The sequence below is a fragment of the Microcoleus sp. EPA2 genome (assembly GCA_020882975.1).
Classification (GTDB): Bacteria; Cyanobacteriota; Cyanobacteriia; order Cyanobacteriales; family Microcoleaceae; genus Microcoleus.
This window is the reverse complement of the sequence record JAHRFD010000011.1, coordinates 46,267-63,071: the sequence shown is the minus strand read 5'-3', so window position 1 is coordinate 63,071 and position 16,805 is coordinate 46,267. Positions and strand designations below refer to the sequence as shown.

Sequence of the window (16,805 nt, the reverse complement as noted above, 5' to 3'; positions counted from 1 at the left end):
TGATGACTCATCATGATATTGATGATTGTTTCATTCTTATAACTCAATTAATATGCGATCGCTCTTCTTGACTCTAGCTCTCATGTGTTTAGCCACCCCCGCTGTTGCCACAACCTGCGAAGAAAGCTTTCAAAAAAAAGGGGACTTTTTGAATGGTGCCGCTTTTTCTGCGCGCGTTCAGGTAGAAGGATTATCAATAGAAAAAGCATTTTCACAATTACGACCCATTTTAGCCCGCGAGAGCATCAGAACTATCAGCACCGATGTGAGTACAGGTGTCATGAAAGCCGAAAATCCCGCCACAGCATTTCAGCGCGCTTTGCCAATTGATGTATTTGCCTCAGCCGACGGAAATCTATTAACTGTGGAGATGATTTTTACTCTTCCAAGTGGCGTAACTGCAAGTAGGGACACCGTGAAGGGATATTTGTGCGGTGCGTTAAATCAATTGTTGCCAAAAAGTACAAGATAATCTAGCGTTAAACTCACCTGACGCACCCTACAACTTAATTGAAATGTGACAGTTGAGTCCAGGACTCTTTTAGTTTCTAGCGTTATTTTTCTGCCAAGAGTGCGTTATTTTTGACACTTGATAAATCGTATTTTGTCGCGGCAAGCTGTGCCACCATTTCGGCGCGAGACGAAACCTCAAGTTTGCGGAACATTCGCTTCAAAGCTTGCTTCACTGAATTCTCAGTAATCCAGATTTCCTTCCCGATTTCTGCGTTGGTTCGTCCCATAGCAACCAATTCAGCAATTTGTAATTCACGAGATGTTAATCGATCGCTCTTAAAAGCTTGTTGTGGCGATTCCCTACAGGATAGCTTCGCCGATCGCACTTTCGTTGCAGTCCAAACAGATAAGTGCAAACAGATCGCACTCAAATCGGCTAAATTTTGTGTATCAAAGGCAAACATTGACCGATCGCGCGTGCAACCAACTACACCCACTAACTGACCGCGATTGACGATCGGCCCCGCCATGACGTGCCAATGATCGGGGCGCGGACAAATCATTGTCCAAACCTTGGGTGATTTTGTCACCAAGGCTTCGTGCACTGGAGCATGACGCTCGACTAAATAACGTGCCACAGGATTGTGTTCGATCGATAGCGCCACTTTAAATGCTTTCTGAAGCTTAGTATCTACTAAATGAAGTCGATCGAAGAAAAAGATTCCCGATCGCGTGGCTGCAAAATACTCGCCGATTGCGGGCACTATTTGCGATCGCAGATCGTCTTCATCCTTCACCTGGTCGATTTCTTGAAATAAAAGCTGTAAGGGACTTTTCCTGGTCATGGTGTCAAAAAGAGTACCCGATCGAGGACTAGAAACATTGCAATACTCCAATTATATTACCCTTGTAATCTCAAAAGCAACTGATTAGATTTACCTTACTCTATATTTCTTCAAGCCTTGTATCGCAGTCGCATATCGCGCAGTTTATCGTCCAGCAACCATCAAAACAATCAAATTTGAGAGGTATAAATGACGCAAGATGCAATCTTCAGCCCCTTCTTTGCAACAGTGTTTCTGACACTCATAGTCTGGGTGTATATGTACATCCGCCGTATCAGTTTCATCACCAGTACAAAGCTCAGCCAAAAAGACCTTTCTGTACCGGGTACGCTGGCGCAGATATCGCCACCAAACGTATCTAATCCATCGGACAATCTCAAGAACTTATTCGAGATTCCGATAATTTTCTATGCGCTTGTCTTATATCTATTCATCACAAATCAGGTGGATGCAGTCTATGTAAATGTCGCGTGGATATTCGTTGTATTTCGCGCCTTGCATAGTGCTGTCCATTGCACGTTCAATCTCATCATCCTGCGGTTCTACCTCTACTTATTTTCCACACTCGCGGTGTGGTTCATCGCGATCCGCGCAGCCCTGATCCACTTCGGCACGTAGGTACGCTATTACCAGTAGAGCGATCGCTCCTGGGATAGAAACAATTAAGCGTGTCTAGACGCTGCAATCAGGGGCGGTTAGAGTTGACGCAATCTGTCGAGCTTTTTTAACTCCTGTGACTGTTCTTGCAATCGAGTTTCGAGCTTCTGACACACAACTTCGCATAAATCAAAAATCATCGGGTCAGTGATTTGATAGTAAACGCTGACTCCCTGCGGCTGCCGTTGAACGATGCCTGCTTGGGTCAAAATCTTGAGGTGCTTGGAAACATTGGCTTGCCCCAGCCCTGTCTCTTCAATGATTTCAGTGACATTTTTAGTACCACTCTTGAGCGCACACAGCACTTGCAGCCGACTCAGCTCTGATAAAACTTTGAAGTAATCGGCAAGCTGAGCGAGAGCCGAAACTGGGATTTGAGACATAAGCAGGAGTTTGTTGACTAGAGTTTTGACTTGACTTATTTACTATATTACTATATCGTAATATTATTCATAGATAGAGAGCCATAGCTATGCTGTTTCGTCAACTTTTTGACCGGGAAAGCAGTACCTATACTTATCTGATAGCCGATCGCGGTTCCGCAGAAGCCCTATTGGTCGATCCAGTATTGGAACAGGTTGAGCGAGATCTCAAATTGCTCAAAGAACTAGGTTTGACCTTGCGTTATTGCTTGGAAACTCATGTTCATGCCGATCACATTACCAGTGCATCTCAACTGCGGGAAGCAACAGGCTGTGTGAGTGTGGTTCCAGCCCAAGCACAGGTTAACTGTGCAGACCGTTTTATCCACCAGGGCGAAACGCTACAGGTTGGATTGGTTGCTGTGCAGGCGATCGCCACACCAGGACACACCGATAGCCACATGGCATACATCGTCAATGGAACTCACTTGCTCAGCGGGGATGCGTTATTTATCCGTGGCTGTGGACGCACGGATTTTCAAAGCGGGGACGCCGGAACCTTGTTTGATTCAGTAACCCAAAGATTATTTACCTTGCCTGATTCTACCTCGATCTATCCAGGACACGACTATCGCGGGCAAACTGTTTCTTCCATTGAGGAAGAAAAACGCTGGAACCCTCGGTTTGTGGGGCGCAGCCGGGATGAGTTTATTGAATTTATGAATGCACTAAATCTGCCCAATCCTCAAAAAATGATGGAAGCTGTGCCAGCGAATGAACGGTGTGGCAACCTAACTTCAATTTTAGCTTAAACCTTAGATCTATTTTATTTGGAGTAACACAATGACAATGACTAACGATGCTCAAATTCAAGAAATTGATGCTCAAACATTGAAACAATTGCTTGACGAAAACGCCGTAACTTTAGTGGATGTTCGGGAAGCTGCCGAATATGCAACTGAACGAATTCCCTGCGCAAAATTGCATCCACTTTCACAATTCAATCCCGATCGAGTACGACCGTCTGAAGGGAAAAAACTCGTTCTTTATTGTCAATCTGGAAATCGCTCTGCCAAAGCCGCCAGACAATGTTTAGATGCAGGATTCAATTCTGTGATTCATCTGCGTGGCGGAATTCCTACTTGGAAAAATGCAGGATATCCGATTGAAAAAAGTCAAAATGCGCCGATTAGCTTGTTTCGACAGGTGCAGATTGTGGCTGGCTCATTGGTTGTGCTGGGAACAGTTTTAGGGGTGTTTGTCTCACCTAATTTTTTACTTTTGAGTGGATTTGTGGGTGCTGGCTTAGTGTTTGCAGGAGTCACTAACACCTGTGCGATGGGAATGCTATTGGCAAAGTTACCTTATAACCAACAAGCCGGAAATAAACTATGATCTGGATAATTGGACATTTCCTGGCAGTTGGTATTGGTGTGAGTTTAGGCTTATTGGGCGGTGGTGGTTCTGTGTTAGCATTGCCTGTGCTGGTTTATGTGATGGGTGTTGCGCCCAAACCTGCGATCGCCATGACTTTGATTATTGTGGGGACTGTTAGCTTATTGGGCAGTATTCCCCATGCGCGGCGTGGCAATCTTAATTTCAAAACCGCAGTTATTTTTGGAACTGCGACCATGTTGGGGGCTTATTTCGGTGCAAGAATAGCGACGCTGCCGTTCATTACCAGCGCATTCCAGATGACTCTATTTGGACTGTCGATGTTGATTGCTGCCGGATTGATGATTTATCGCACCACCAAGTCAAAGCCTTTATCTAGTCAGGATGAACTAGATGCTATTGAGTATGTCAAACCTGTTTGCAAATACTGCTGGTTATGGCTGATGACTGAAGGGATTGCAGTAGGTGTTTTAACAGGATTGGTTGGTGTGGGGGGCGGGTTTGCGATCGTCCCTGCTTTGGTGTTGTTGGGAAACATACCGATGCGACAGGCGATCGGAACTTCTCTCCTAATTATTGCGTGTAATTCTGTCGCGGGGCTGTTAGGTTATTTAGGGCATATTTCCCTAGACTGGAATCTCACGGTTTCATTCACCTTTTTAGCTGGATGTGGGACAGTGATTGGGGCTTATCTTGCACAGTTTATTCCAGCGCCACAACTGCAAAAAAGTTTCGGTTACTTCCTGCTAGTAGTTGCCACATTTGTATTAGTCCAAAATCGTGATAGTTTGCAGGGACTCAAAAAGTCATCTACTCAGCAGCAACCTCAAAACGCACTCTCTGACGGACGGGAGATTTCGGCTGGGATGCTGAGGTAATCTGTCGTCACTCATCTTAGCGACTCGCGATCGCCATTCAATTCAATACGATCGCCCTTTTAGTTTCTAGTCCGATCGTTCTTTTTTGCGACACATATAGATATCCTTTGACACTCTCAGGTCTAAAGACGCTGAGTTTTCAATCTCCCATACTTGTCCTATAATTAAAGCTGTTGGTGTCGTACTACGATGATTTCTATGCTACAAATTACAAGCTAAATACCGATCGACAGTAGCACATTACCATGAGAATTGACCGACTAGAAATCAAAAACTTCAAGAAATTTTCAGACTATACCCTTGACTTGCATCCCCAATTTACGTTGCTGGTTGGGGACAATGGCACAGGTAAAACGACGATCCTCGATGCTTTGGCGATCGCGGCTGGAATTTGGCTGGTCAACTCCCCCGACACAACCCTCAACAATAGCCGCCGTAACATTCTGCCCTCAGAAATTCGCTTAGAAGCGATCGAATCCGACACCATCACCCAATTTATACAACGAAAACCCGTCCAGATTAAAGCGATCGGCACGATTAACAGTCAGCCAGTCCAATGGCTCAGACAATTCAAAACTAACGGCTCTAGAACCTCCAACACAGAAGCCAAACAAGCTCTAGAAATTATCTCCACTTTATTTCAACAGATTGAAGCAGGCGCAAAAATTTGGCTACCCATCATCGCCTACTACGGAGCAGGTAGAGCTTGGCTACCCTCCAACCAACGCGACAAAGCAACTACCCACACTAGCCCCGCTCGCCGTTGGGATGCCTTCTATGACTGCTTTAAAGAACGGATTAGAATCGCCGATATCGATACTTGGTTCCAGAAAGAAGCGATCGCTTCGGTCAATCGACAGGGACAAATGCGCCCTGGTTACAAGGTGGTAAAATTGGCTATTTTGCGTTGTATTCCCAACGCCGATGACCTATGGTTTGACCCAGAGCGATCGGAAATTGTTGTTTCTATTCAAGGCAACCCCCAACCCTTTAGTAACCTTAGTGCTGGTCAAAAAATGATGGTAGGTCTAATCGCCGATATTGCCATCAAAATCGTTACTCAAAATGCCTCTTTCTTAACTGAAGAATCAGATAGATATAATCAAAAATTGCCTCTGATTTTGCAACAAACATCAGGGCTAGTTCTAATACTGACTATGATAACTATCTCGATCCATTCTGTCAGGTTGTTGTTTATTATCTTCGTAAAAAGATCGATAAAATGACATCAAAAAGAACTTCCGAATGAGCCTTTGAGAATGCGATCGAAGATGTCTTCTAATTATCTGGCTCAAACCCCATAATCTGAAACCCAGGGATCGAGCTTGAATTCTGCCGCTAAAAATTCAATAAAACAAACTATCTTTGCTGGATAAAAACGACTCCGACGATACACCCCATGAATTTGCAACGGAGTCGGCTGATAATCCTGCAACACAACCTTGATATCGCCCCGGTAAATCTCATCACCAAACATCCACACCGGCGCTACCGCAATCCCCAAACCCGATAACACTGCGGCTCGAATTGCCACAGAACTATTAGTTTGAAAACAGCCCCCCACCCGCACCTTAATAGTGCTATCTGTTCCTTGAAAATGCCACTCATTACCCGTTGACAGATGAGTGTAAACAATACAATCATGATGTACTAAATCCTCCGGTTTTTTCGGTTCTCCGGCTTGCTCAAAATAGTCTGTTGTTGCTACTGTGACGCGGCGAGTCGTGCCGATACGATGGCTAATCAGGGAACTATCCAGACGATTACCAATGCGGATTAACAGGTCTAAACCATCCTCTACAATGTCCACAAAATGATCTGCCATCATCAGATCTACCTTGACATCGGGATAGCGTTTCATAAATGCTTTTAAACGGGGAACAACCTGCATTTGCCCAAACAGCACGGGACAGCCCAATCTTAAAACGCCTGTTGCCCGTTCTTTCCCGGTTAAACTGGCCTCTGCTTCGGCAACGGTTTCCAAAATTTGCTGGCAATATTGATAGTATTTTTTACCTTCTTCTGTCAAATTCAAATTGGTAGTGGAACGAGTGAGTAATTGTACCCCCAAATATTTTTCGAGAGCGGCGATTTGCTTACTAATCGTCGGTTGCGTAGTCTTTTGTTCCCGCGCTACGGCAGAAAAGCTATTCAATTCGATCGCCCGAACGAAACTTTGCATACAAGCAATTCGGTCCATACAGCACCTATTCCTAAATGGCATATAGCATATTCTATTTTGCCTACTTCTCAAAGAAATTGAAATAGATCATGATAGTCTCATCAACAGTTCTCACCCCAAAAATGTAAATGTTAAAACTCAAATCCCTTAGTCCTCTGTTTGCTCCGCTAGCCCTAGCTAGCGTTATCACTGCGGGAGATGTGGCTGTACATAGCTTTGTACCTCAATTGCAAAATACCGCGATCGCCGCCCCGGAAATGACGGCTCAACAAAAGATCGATATGATTAGTAAAAACAAAGGACAAATTGGTAGTGGCGACCAATTGCGAAGATTTTTCTTTGGTGATTTATTACCATTAGGAGTACAACCAGGTGGAGCAGGCATGGTGGTCAATCTGTATAACAAAGCCAACGATGTTACTTTCTCCTACTGTGCAACGTATGATGTCATTGTCGCTGTAAAACAAGGGAAAGTAGCGATGTTTTCACCAAATGAAGTGAAGTAATTTGCCTGTTCCCTTGCTGATTTTAAGTAAGGGAATATCCCCCAGACATATATTGGGAAATATCGTGAATTTACAACTGGAATTTCATAAATTTTACCAGGAATTCTTGGCAAGGTTTCCCCCGGAAAAAGCGGCGATTATGCAACGAGCAACTCAAGCATTAGCCAAGGAATTTAAAAATCGCAGAAGCTTAAGAATTGACGATGATGCCCCGGATTTTGTCCTCGAAAATACTGACGGTCAAAAGATTAGTCTCTACGACCGATTAAATCAGGGAGCTGTGATTCTCTGTTTTTATTTTGGCAGTTGGTGTCCCTATTGTAATCTGGAATTACGGGCTTATCAGGGGCTGTCACCCAAAATTCAAGCCTTGGGAGCTTCGGTTTTAGCCATTTCTCCCCAAACAATTGATGCTTCCCGAAAAACAGTCCTCAACAACGGACTTTCCTTTGATGTTCTGAGTGATGCGGGTTGCCAAATTGCCCGTGATTATGGTATTGTATTTCAAATTCCCCCTCCTCTTAAATTACTTTATACCGAATTGGGTCACGCTCTCCCAGATTACAATGGGACGGAAGATTGGCTGTTACCTGTTCCTGCTACTTTTATTATCGATCGCCATCGTCATATTGCCCTAGCTCACATTGACGTGGATTATAGCAAGCGTTATGAACCAGCGGATGCGATCGCCATTTTATTGTCCCTGTTTGTGGCTGCTTAGTTATCAAAAATTTCGATTGTCCTTAAATAGTGAATTAATGGATCTTTAACATGGAACTTCAAGATATCTTTGCATTATTACATCCGGCGATCGCCATTGTTGTCGTTTTTCCCTTAATCGGAATTGTGGTGAATCGCGCCTTGCTCACCCGTCAACGCCGCCTGCTTGTCGCCGACGGGGGAAAAACTAAAATTCCGCCCGTAGTCGGTTCCGAGCACGTAGCCATGGGTAATTGGTTGAGCGGCTCAGTGGTAGGGGTGGCTCTACTGGGAATGGCCTACCCCATTTTCTCCAAAATGCTCAGTAACGATACCATCACCAAAGAACCTTTTCGATTCTTTTTTGCGATCGCCATTTTCCTGTTAACCATTGCTTCTTTCGCACTACTATTTAAGGCAAGAGTTAAACTCTGGCGAGGCATTTTTGCCACTTTTACGGGCATGGGATTGATGATTTTAGGGTTTCAACCAGAAATCTTTCGTCGCGATAATGAATGGTTTGTTTCCCATTATTACTACGGTATGATAGCCTCTTTGTTGATGATTTTTTCAGTGGCGATCGTCCAAGATATTTATCAGGATAGAGAAAATCGCTGGCGCAGGGTTCATATCATTCTCAATTGTTTGGCTCTCCTGTTCTTTATCGGTCAGGGAATGACTGGTGCCAGAGATTTACTAGAAATTCCCCTCCATTGGCAATCACAGTATATCTATCAATGCGATTACACCAATAAAACCTGTCCTCAACCCAAATAAACTAATTAATTTTCAGGTTTGAAAAATTAGAGAAATTAACAGCATGAAATTTGCGCATAAATTACATCAATTTTTCATCCGAGTTCCTAGCCCAATGTATCTTGGCCTTGCTGTTTTAATTTTTGCTGCTGCCAATTCTGTAACTCGTAAACTTGTGGAAATTGGGGAAAATCATGCGATTAATGGCAGAAATCCTATTTCACTATGCAATGTTTTATTTGTAGGTAATATCTGTGCCTTGGGGTTGATGACTCTAATTTTTTATCAAGATTGGCAACGACCGACTCTGAAATCTCTGACTCGTAAAGATTGGATGAGTTTAACTATTACAGGTATTTTATCGGGGGCGATCGCTCCGGCGTTAATTTTTGCAGCCCTGGGACAGACTAATGTTACTAATATTGTGTTAATTGGGCGCATCGAACCAATTTTAACCCTTGTATTGGGTGTTTTGTTGTTGGGTTCGCGGGTAGATTTTTGGGCAATTGCAGGTTCTCTGCTTTCCTTGGCTGGGGTGATAGTGACTGCTGTTTTAGGGAGTTCAAGTCAGATGATGACGATGGGTGGATTTCAAATTGGCACCGGAGAAATTTTTGTGGCGATCGCTGCGATCGTTGGTTCCATTGCTACCGTCGTTGGTAAACTGCAATTACAATCGATTCCCTTGGGCATTTTTACGATTTATCGCAATATTCTGGGGACGGTATTTTTTTTCCTATTGGCTAATTTGCTTTACGGACCTCACCATTTTGCCGAAGTCTTATCACCTTTTCTGTGGCAATGGATGATTATCTATGCGGCGGTTATTGTCGTCACTGGTCAATTATGTTGGTTGGCTGGTCTAAAAAATGCGACTTCAACAGAACTTAATTTAGCTAGTTTATTGAACCCGATTGCAGCTATAATTATGGGCTATTTAATTTTAGGTGAAGCTCCTACTTTAGCTCAATATTTAGGGGGAAGTTTGTTGTTTGTCGGGATGATATTTGGTTTGGTAGGCAACTTACATCAAGCTAAAATAAATCGAGAATTAGTTAACCCCAGTCCTCACGATGCCATGGAAACCGCGATCGGTTTCCGGGGTGTTTAATATTTTAAGGAACAAGCTTTTTTATGAAACGTCGCTATTTCAACTTTGCTAGTATTACCTTCGTGTCAACAATCGCGATCGCCTGCACCAAAACCCCTGGCGATCGAGCTACTATGGCGTTATCCGTCACTCCTGAAACCACGCCAACTCGGCCAGCCACATCACCCGCAACGGCTCAAGTCGCAAAAGTTCTAACTTCTGGCACTTTTGTCGATGGCGAACACCCCACCAAAGGCACTGCCCGCATTGTCCAGAAAGGGAATGAGCGCATTCTGGAACTCGATCGAGCATTTCAAACCTCAACCTCTGGTCCTGATTTGGTAGTCATTTTACACAAATCCCCCGATGTCATTGGCTCGACAGTTCCTCCCGCCTATCCCCTCAAAAAAGGTGACTATGTGTCGATCGCGCCACTCAAATCATACAGCGGTGCTCAAAGCTATGCCCTCCCTGCCAGCATCAACTCAGAAGATTATGCTTCTGTGGCGATTTGGTGCCGTAAGTTCAATGCCACCTTTGGTGCTGCCCGACTCCAGCGATCGAGTTCCTAGCCCTTGGAAAAAGCCTTGTTATACCTATGAAATGGTTGATCCAATATCTTTACACCATCAAATTAAATAAAACTATTCTCTGGTGCTATCTCATTTGGTATCTTGTAGTAGTTTATTTTCATTTCGATCCTGCCATTAATATCTGGATGAATTCTATTGGTGTAAGTGTTGTAATTGGTACAGGTCTGATGCTAAGTGTTTCTTCTAATCCTGGCAAAAAAGATTTTTGGCAGGCCTTCAGATTATATCTGATGCCATTTTGTGTGTCCAGCTTCTCCGCCTTGATTAAAGATCGAGGATTTATCGTATTCATATCACCAAATATCACAGAAACAATAGTGTCAGTATCCTGCTGTATTCTGTTTGTATCAGTTATTTTCGGAGTCAAATTCTGCAAAAATAAACTTACTTAGCAAGACGCAAAAAGTTCGTCAACATTAGCAAACATAATCAGCAGTTTCCATCCATCTAATGACGGTGGTGCAGTGGATTAACCGAAGCTGGGAAATAATTAACAGCCACCGAATAATACCATTTTCATAAAGTCCTACTACAGATGTAGTTCAAAGCCCCCCCTTGGCATCGGGGGGGTTGGGGGGGTAGATATGTAGCGCTACTTTATGAAATAGGTATAATGAAGTGCAGCCGATCGCCTCCATATTTCTGCCTGCGTGTTGGGGTCTGGCCGAGCCCTCTGCCGCCAACCAAGAAGCTTCTATCGGGCTGGATGTTTCCATCTGTCGATGCTAGCTTCACAATATTTAATAAACCCTTCGACAGTGTTTAATTTGATACTTAATGCTACGGAGGCCCATCGGCGGGGTGCATCTGTGTGAGGACAAGGGCAAATATCGGCGCACAGAGAGTGGCGAAAATTAGTCGATCGGGCTAGGATTCCTGCTATTTAAATCTCTTTCTAATTTTGATAACTCCATGAGGAGGCAAACACCCATAAAAGATATATCATAATCTTAACCGGATCATTTCTTCCCAGATATGTTCTACTGTTCCAACCCCAGGTGTTCTAATCCTTTCAATCCCGACAACTCTAAATTTTGTCAAAGTTGCGGAGTTCAAGGCCTCACACCTTTATTCAGAAACCGCTACCGCGTAATTCGACTTTTGGGCGAAGGGGGATTTGGCAGAACTTATGAAGCAGTAGATACAGACCGCATGGACGACCCATGCGTAATTAAGCAGTTTATGCCTCAATTTCAGGGAACCTCTGCCATTGAAAAAGCAACTGAACTGTTTCAGCAAGAAGCAAAACGACTTTACGAACTAGGCGAACATCCCCAAATTCCTAGATTAATTGCTTATTTTGAACAAGACCAGCGACTTTATTTAGTACAAGAGTTAATAGAAGGGCAAAATTTACTCGCCGAATTAACTCAACAGGGCGTTTTTAATGAAGAAAAAATTTGGCAGTTACTAGCAGATTTACTACCAGTTCTTAAATTTGTTCACGATCGCAATGTGATTCACCGAGATATAAAACTTGAGAACATCATCCGCCGTCGCAGCTCCCTTAACTCATCTCTCCCAAAAACTAGAACCTTGCGTAATTCAGTTTTCCGAAAAGGAGGGCGAGGAGATTTAGTTCTGATCGACTTCGGTGTTTCTAAACAGGTAACAGGATCGCTGATGAGTAAATCAGGGACCACAGTGGGGACTCGCGGATACTCACCGATGGAACAAATGCGGGGTCAAGTTTTTCCGGGCAGTGATTTGTACAGCTTGGGGATAACTTGCCTGCGGTTGCTAACTAACTGTTTGCCACAAGTTGACGGTTATGATGAGCTTTATGACCCGACTAAAGGCATTGGTAACTGGAGAAAAAAATTACCCCCCCACACAAGTTTAAGTCGAAAATTGGTAGAAGTATTAGATAAATTAATTCAAGATTATCTCATAAATAGGTATCAATCTGCTGATGAAGTAATCAAAGCTTTAAATCTTTATTCGTTACCACCCCAACCTCCTCTGTCCCTATCAGCAGGTAAACTAGCTCTCAATTCTGAACAAAAAACAGGAGGGTCAATTGTTGTCCAAAATCCTCAGCCTCCCAGGACGCAACGTCCCAGCAATGTGGTTAATAAACAGGAAAATTTTAATAGCAGTGTCGCCGTTACCCAGGCTAACCACAATGTCAACTCTCCCAAAAATACCTTTAAATTTGAGTTTTTAACCCTCGACAAAAGAGGTCATCAAACTAATGTTCAACAGGGAAAAGCTGATTTTTTTGAAGAAAATATTGGCAGCGGCTTAGTTATAGAAATGGTGTCAGTGCCTAGCGGTAATTTCCTGATAGGTTCTGCAAGTAATGAGGGAGATAGTGATGAAAAACCTCAGCAACAAGTTACTTTAGCACCTTTCTATATGGGCAAATTTCCAGTCACTCAGGCTCAGTGGGCGGTGGTAGCTTCACTGTCGGAAATTAAAATATTCCTCAATCCCGATCCTTCCCGTTTTAAAGGCGTAAATCGACCTGTAGAAAATATATCTTGGTACGAGGCTGTGGAGTTCTGCGCTAGACTTTCTCGGAAAACTGGTAAGAATTATCGTTTACCTAGCGAGGCCCAATGGGAATATGCTTGTCGGGGGGAAACTATGACGGCTTTTCACTTTGGGGAAACGATTACCACTGACTTGGCAAATTACAACGGTAGTTCTAATTATGCTGAAGCACCGAAGGGAATTTATCGAGCTCAAACAACTGATGTTGGTAGTTTTAAACCTAATGCTTTTGGATTGTACGATTTCCACGGAAATGTTTGGGAATGGTGCGCGGATTTTTGGCATAGTAATTACAATGGTGCACCTACCGATGGTCGTGTTTGGGACTATCGTGGTGACGAGTCGCTGAGGGTATTGCGAGGCGGTTCTTGGAACGATCATGCTCCCAATTGTCGCAGCGCCTGTCGCCTCAGATATCAACCTGATTGTAGGGCTAGTATTGTGGGTTTTCGAGTTGCTGTTGGATAAAATCCCCATGAATGAACGTCCAGTTTTCCATCCTTGAGGATGTGATGCGTGGCAGTATTAAATTAAAGTTTGGACTTAGTTATTTGGGAAGTGGGAATTGTGATAATAAACCGACTACCTTTGCCCAATTCTGATTCACAGCGTAGTGTACCTTTATGCCTCTCAGTAATTATCTGATAGCTAATGGATAATCCCAAACCAGTTCCCTTACCCACTGGTTTTGTGGTAAAAAATGGGTCGAATAATCGCTGCTGTACTGATGGAGGCACTCCTAAACCGTTATCACCAATTTCAATCACTACTTGTTGGCGATCGCACAAACTGGTACGAATTGTAATACAACCTTGAAAATTATCTCCTTTAGTATACGCCTCTTCTAAAGCATCGATGGCATTGGTCAGAATATTCATAAACACTTGATTTAGTTGTCCGGCGTAACACTCGATCCGAGGTAGATTACCATAGTCTTTAATCACCTCAATACTTAGGCGATCGGACTTAGTTTTCAAACGGTTCTGCAAAATCATCAAGGTGCTATCCATGCCCTCATGGATATTAACATTTTTAATCTCGGCTTCATCCATCCGAGAAAAAGTTCGTAACGATGTGACAATTCCCTGAATTCGCTTAGCCCCAACTCCCATAGATTCCAAAATTTTCGGTAAATCTTCAATCATAAAATCGATATCGCTGTCTTCCGATTCTTCCCAGCTTTCAGGATGGGTATCTCTGGTGTCTCTATGGTGCTGTCGATATAGCTGAAGCAGTCTTAACAATTCCTGAGTGTATTCGGTGGCATGAATGACATTGCCGTAGATGAAATTCACTGGATTGTTAATTTCATGCGCAATTCCGGCAACCAATTGTCCAAGACTTGACATTTTTTCACTTTGAACTAATCGGGTTTGCGCCTGCTGGAGATTGTGTAGCACCTTTTCTAAATCAGCAGTCCGGGCTGCCACTCTAGCTTCTAATTCTTCATTCAGAAATTGTAGTGCTTCTTTGGCTTGTTTACAATTAGTGATGTCATTACGAATTGCCACATATTGATAAGGATTGCCTGCTGCATTCAAGAAAGGAACGATGGTAGTGTCTACCCAATAATAAGTTCCATCTTTAGCCCGGTTTTTGACTTCTCCTTTCCACACTTTGCCACTAGCGATAGTTTGCCACATTTCGCTAAAAAATTCTTTGGGATGATATCCTGAATTAATAATGCGGTGAGTTTTTCCCAATAGTTCGGCTCGCGAGTATTGAGAAATTTCGCAAAACTTGTCATTGATGTAGGTAATCTTACCTTGGCAATCGGTAATGGCGAGAATACAGGATTGATCCAAAGCAAACTTTACATCTGCAAGTTCCTTGAGTGTTCGCTGTAAAGAGTTGTCAGTATATTCTCCTGAATCAAAAATTTTCCGAGGGCATTTTTCTGCATTGTGTTTAATGTGGGTTACTTCGTCAAAATCTACTCGGATTGCAGCCGGTGCAAATTTTATGCCCAAAGCGGTACTAATTTCGATTATTTCTAAAAAACTAGCACATTGATAATCTGTGTCCTCATGCTGTTTAATGATTTCTTCATCAATTTCCAGTCTATCTGCCAGTTCTTTTTGGCTGATTTTTGAAGCGATGCGAGCTTTAATTAAAGCATCGGGTAGTTTTTTTAAACTTTCAACAGTGATTTGAAGGGGCTGTTTTTTATCATAATTAATCAGTCTTTCATACTCGGCTATTTCTAAGTTTAATTTGTCAATTTTAGTCTGGTAAGATTCTTTGGGCAATTTCCAGATTTTGCCTTCGGCTTTTAAGGCTTCATTACTATCGAATTCAGTGATAAACTGCTGAAATTGTCGCAACCAATCTAAGGATTGCTGATATTGTTGCTGGTTTTTGATAGTCATAGGTCACAGAATGGTAAAGTTATATAGCAATCCTAAATCATTTGTGAATTTCTTACTCCCTCCCCTTCATAAGGGGAGGGTTGGGGTGGGGTAAAAAAATTTACGACTCCTGCAAGGACTGCTATAGCAATCATCGGTGGCATATTATTTATTATTGTATTAATTTTCTAAGATTTTATGTAAAGTTTCTATAAATAATTAACTTATTTTGTTTACCGCGACTCCGATCGCACTCCTTGACATCAGACGATCGCCTCAGTGATAAGATCGATCGGGCGAACCAATCTCTCTATCCCCCTAACAGCCCTTTAACTCAGCGGGGATTTTCCTCAGTCCGGCTGACCTTTTGTTGGTTTTCGTCCTAGCCAGGGACGATCCCTAAGCAAAGGGAATACCGGCAAATTGTGGTTTTGGCCGCATTCCCAGAGCATTTGACTTTCACCGACATAGAGTGTATTAGTAGATTGCTCCCAACCAGTGACTGCAAACAATCTGGTAACAAGCACCCCAATTCATCCCTGGGGGTAAGTCGAAAATCAAAAATCGACCATCGGCTGACAGAGTGTCAAAAGTTGGATAGTATTTGAGAAGCTAAACAGCGCCCATGGCGGTATCGTGCCGTAAAAGACTCTGGGCGAAGAATGTTGAAGCGGTTCTACGGCACTCCTAGAACTGAAAATGACATTCACAGCTTTTTGTTCGATTGGGAACGGAAGCTGCAACAATTAGTAAGTAACAAAAATTGATTTTAATAGAAGCTTCAGCCACTATACTAATTAGTGTAGGTTGGCATGAGGAAAATGCCAATGGTAAAAAAAAGTCGCAATGTAGCTAGTTCAGATCCAGAAAGCAAAGTCAAAATCGGACTTTCGCTCACTCCTTATAGTGCCGATCGATTGAACGCAATCGCTCGCAAGCTGGACATATCCAGGTCAGAACTCCTAGAACGCTTAGCCAAGGGTTCTCTGGAGATTTCTACCGACAAGACAAAAGTTAGTGTAACTTGGAAAAAAACGTCAGAAACTCCGCTAGATGTCGCCGAATTCCCAGGGGAAACAGCCGAAGTCAGGGAAATTCATGACACCCAAACGGCTCAAACTCCAGCAGAAAATCCGACGAGTACGCAGCCAAATCCACTGCAAGCAAGTTACGAATCTTTACAACAACAGTTGACAGAACGAGAAAACTCGATCGCCCAATTGGATGCTCAACTAGCTTCCGCTAAGCAAAATTTGGAACAGCAACTAGCCGAAACTGTACCAAAGTCAAGTTACGAATCTTTGCAACAACAGTTGACAGAACGAGAAAACTCGATCGCCCAATTGGATGCTCAACTAGCTTCCGCTAAGCAAAATTTGGAACAGCAACTAGCCGAAACTGTACCAAAGTCAAGTTACGAATCTTTGCAACAACAGTTGACAGAACGAGAAAACTCGATCGCCCAATTGGATGCTCAACTAGCCGAAACCCAAAATCTCCAACAGCAATTGCATCAGCAATTGTCAGAACGAGAAAACTCCCTCA

At 43.2% G+C, this 16,805-nt stretch carries 17 protein-coding genes and 1 pseudogene; 13 read left to right on the top strand and 5 right to left on the bottom strand.

The window, feature by feature from the left end:
• The first annotated feature begins 25 nt into the window (after positions 1-25).
• The gene (locus AAFP14_RS12375) at positions 26-472 is read left to right on the top strand and encodes a hypothetical protein (protein ID WP_341732555.1); all 447 of its coding nucleotides are present in this window, start codon (positions 26-28) and stop codon (positions 470-472) included.
• An 82-nt stretch (positions 473-554) separates the two neighbouring features.
• Here AAFP14_RS12375 and AAFP14_RS12370 read toward each other — a convergent pair whose 3' ends face one another.
• Positions 555-1,298, bottom strand: coding sequence for a LuxR C-terminal-related transcriptional regulator (locus AAFP14_RS12370; RefSeq protein WP_341732554.1), 744 nt, complete (start codon positions 1,296-1,298; stop codon positions 555-557).
• Positions 1,299-1,487: 189 nt separating this feature from the next.
• Between AAFP14_RS12370 and AAFP14_RS12365 the strand changes: the two genes are divergently transcribed.
• Positions 1,488-1,916, top strand: a complete 429-nt coding sequence (locus tag AAFP14_RS12365) for an MAPEG family protein (RefSeq protein WP_341732553.1) — start codon at positions 1,488-1,490, stop codon at positions 1,914-1,916.
• A 77-nt stretch (positions 1,917-1,993) separates the two neighbouring features.
• Here the strand turns inward: AAFP14_RS12365 and AAFP14_RS12360 are convergent, their stop codons facing one another.
• Positions 1,994-2,338 (bottom strand): ArsR/SmtB family transcription factor, encoded by a 345-nt coding sequence (locus AAFP14_RS12360; protein ID WP_341732552.1) that lies wholly within the window; start codon positions 2,336-2,338, stop codon positions 1,994-1,996.
• An 89-nt stretch (positions 2,339-2,427) separates the two neighbouring features.
• On the opposite strand from AAFP14_RS12360, the gene AAFP14_RS12355 reads away from it, so the two are divergent.
• From AAFP14_RS12355 to AAFP14_RS12340, 4 genes are all read left to right on the top strand, one after another.
• Positions 2,428-3,129 (top strand): MBL fold metallo-hydrolase, encoded by a 702-nt coding sequence (locus AAFP14_RS12355; protein WP_341732551.1) that lies wholly within the window; start codon positions 2,428-2,430, stop codon positions 3,127-3,129.
• Between the two features lie 31 nt (positions 3,130-3,160).
• Positions 3,161-3,712, top strand: a complete 552-nt coding sequence (locus AAFP14_RS12350) for a rhodanese-like domain-containing protein (RefSeq protein ID WP_341732550.1) — start codon at positions 3,161-3,163, stop codon at positions 3,710-3,712.
• Positions 3,709-4,590, top strand: a complete 882-nt coding sequence (locus AAFP14_RS12345; RefSeq protein ID WP_341732549.1) for a sulfite exporter TauE/SafE family protein — start codon at positions 3,709-3,711, stop codon at positions 4,588-4,590. Before AAFP14_RS12350 ends, AAFP14_RS12345 begins: the two co-directional genes overlap by 4 nt.
• Before the next feature lie 245 nt (positions 4,591-4,835).
• A complete protein-coding gene (locus AAFP14_RS12340) occupies positions 4,836-5,816 on the top strand; it encodes an AAA family ATPase (RefSeq protein WP_341732548.1) in 981 nt (326 codons plus the stop codon).
• Positions 5,817-5,881: 65 nt separating this feature from the next.
• Here AAFP14_RS12340 and AAFP14_RS12335 read toward each other — a convergent pair whose 3' ends face one another.
• Positions 5,882-6,772, bottom strand: coding sequence for a LysR family transcriptional regulator (locus AAFP14_RS12335; protein ID WP_341732547.1), 891 nt, complete (start codon positions 6,770-6,772; stop codon positions 5,882-5,884).
• Between the two features lie 128 nt (positions 6,773-6,900).
• Here AAFP14_RS12335 and AAFP14_RS12330 point away from each other — a divergent pair, with 128 nt between their 5' ends.
• The 5 genes from AAFP14_RS12330 (at position 6,901) to AAFP14_RS12310 (ending at position 10,395) form a co-directional block, all read left to right on the top strand.
• Complete coding sequence (locus AAFP14_RS12330; protein ID WP_341732546.1) at positions 6,901-7,278, top strand: hypothetical protein; 378 nt, start codon at positions 6,901-6,903, stop codon at positions 7,276-7,278.
• A gap of 64 nt (positions 7,279-7,342) precedes the next feature.
• Positions 7,343-7,999: a peroxiredoxin-like family protein gene (locus tag AAFP14_RS12325; protein WP_341732545.1), complete on the top strand. Its 657-nt coding sequence runs from the start codon at positions 7,343-7,345 to the stop codon at positions 7,997-7,999.
• A 50-nt stretch (positions 8,000-8,049) separates the two neighbouring features.
• Positions 8,050-8,754, top strand: coding sequence for a DUF4079 domain-containing protein (locus AAFP14_RS12320; RefSeq protein ID WP_341732544.1), 705 nt, complete (start codon positions 8,050-8,052; stop codon positions 8,752-8,754).
• Positions 8,755-8,848: 94 nt separating this feature from the next.
• Positions 8,849-9,844: a DMT family transporter gene (locus AAFP14_RS12315; RefSeq protein ID WP_341732543.1), complete on the top strand. Its 996-nt coding sequence runs from the start codon at positions 8,849-8,851 to the stop codon at positions 9,842-9,844.
• A gap of 23 nt (positions 9,845-9,867) precedes the next feature.
• Entirely contained in the window at positions 9,868-10,395 is a 528-nt protein-coding gene (locus AAFP14_RS12310; protein WP_341732542.1) for a DM13 domain-containing protein, read from the top strand.
• A 563-nt stretch (positions 10,396-10,958) separates the two neighbouring features.
• On the opposite strand, the gene AAFP14_RS12305 is transcribed toward AAFP14_RS12310, so the two are convergent.
• Positions 10,959-11,132: a hypothetical protein gene (locus tag AAFP14_RS12305; protein ID WP_341732541.1), complete on the bottom strand. Its 174-nt coding sequence runs from the start codon at positions 11,130-11,132 to the stop codon at positions 10,959-10,961.
• A gap of 259 nt (positions 11,133-11,391) precedes the next feature.
• Between AAFP14_RS12305 and AAFP14_RS12300 the strand changes: the two genes are divergently transcribed.
• Entirely contained in the window at positions 11,392-13,380 is a 1,989-nt protein-coding gene (locus AAFP14_RS12300; protein ID WP_341732540.1) for a bifunctional serine/threonine-protein kinase/formylglycine-generating enzyme family protein, read from the top strand.
• Between the two features lie 62 nt (positions 13,381-13,442).
• Here the strand turns inward: AAFP14_RS12300 and AAFP14_RS12295 are convergent, their stop codons facing one another.
• Positions 13,443-15,281 (bottom strand): ATP-binding protein, encoded by a 1,839-nt coding sequence (locus AAFP14_RS12295; protein ID WP_341732539.1) that lies wholly within the window; start codon positions 15,279-15,281, stop codon positions 13,443-13,445.
• Between the two features lie 806 nt (positions 15,282-16,087).
• Between AAFP14_RS12295 and AAFP14_RS12290 the strand changes: the two are divergent.
• Positions 16,088-16,805: pseudogene (locus AAFP14_RS12290) on the top strand (CopG family transcriptional regulator); the annotation flags it as partial.

Bases quoted from the DNA above. Each gene is read 5' to 3' on its own strand.
- AAFP14_RS12315 (WP_341732543.1), top strand. From the start codon at position 8,849: ATGTATCTTGGCCTTGCTGTTTTAATTTTTGCTGCTGCCAATTCTGTA.
- AAFP14_RS12330 (WP_341732546.1), top strand. From the start codon at position 6,901: ATGTTAAAACTCAAATCCCTTAGTCCTCTGTTTGCTCCGCTAGCCCTA.
- AAFP14_RS12295 (WP_341732539.1), bottom strand. From the start codon at position 15,281: ATGACTATCAAAAACCAGCAACAATATCAGCAATCCTTAGATTGGTTG.
- AAFP14_RS12355 (WP_341732551.1), top strand. From the start codon at position 2,428: ATGCTGTTTCGTCAACTTTTTGACCGGGAAAGCAGTACCTATACTTAT.
- AAFP14_RS12365 (WP_341732553.1), top strand. From the start codon at position 1,488: ATGACGCAAGATGCAATCTTCAGCCCCTTCTTTGCAACAGTGTTTCTG.
- AAFP14_RS12345 (WP_341732549.1), top strand. From the start codon at position 3,709: ATGATCTGGATAATTGGACATTTCCTGGCAGTTGGTATTGGTGTGAGT.
- AAFP14_RS12360 (WP_341732552.1), bottom strand. From the start codon at position 2,338: ATGTCTCAAATCCCAGTTTCGGCTCTCGCTCAGCTTGCCGATTACTTC.
- AAFP14_RS12340 (WP_341732548.1), top strand. From the start codon at position 4,836: ATGAGAATTGACCGACTAGAAATCAAAAACTTCAAGAAATTTTCAGAC.
- AAFP14_RS12335 (WP_341732547.1), bottom strand. From the start codon at position 6,772: ATGCAAAGTTTCGTTCGGGCGATCGAATTGAATAGCTTTTCTGCCGTA.
- AAFP14_RS12310 (WP_341732542.1), top strand. From the start codon at position 9,868: ATGAAACGTCGCTATTTCAACTTTGCTAGTATTACCTTCGTGTCAACA.
- AAFP14_RS12305 (WP_341732541.1), bottom strand. From the start codon at position 11,132: ATGGAAACATCCAGCCCGATAGAAGCTTCTTGGTTGGCGGCAGAGGGC.
- AAFP14_RS12320 (WP_341732544.1), top strand. From the start codon at position 8,050: ATGGAACTTCAAGATATCTTTGCATTATTACATCCGGCGATCGCCATT.
- AAFP14_RS12300 (WP_341732540.1), top strand. From the start codon at position 11,392: ATGTTCTACTGTTCCAACCCCAGGTGTTCTAATCCTTTCAATCCCGAC.
- AAFP14_RS12370 (WP_341732554.1), bottom strand. From the start codon at position 1,298: ATGACCAGGAAAAGTCCCTTACAGCTTTTATTTCAAGAAATCGACCAG.
- AAFP14_RS12350 (WP_341732550.1), top strand. From the start codon at position 3,161: ATGACAATGACTAACGATGCTCAAATTCAAGAAATTGATGCTCAAACA.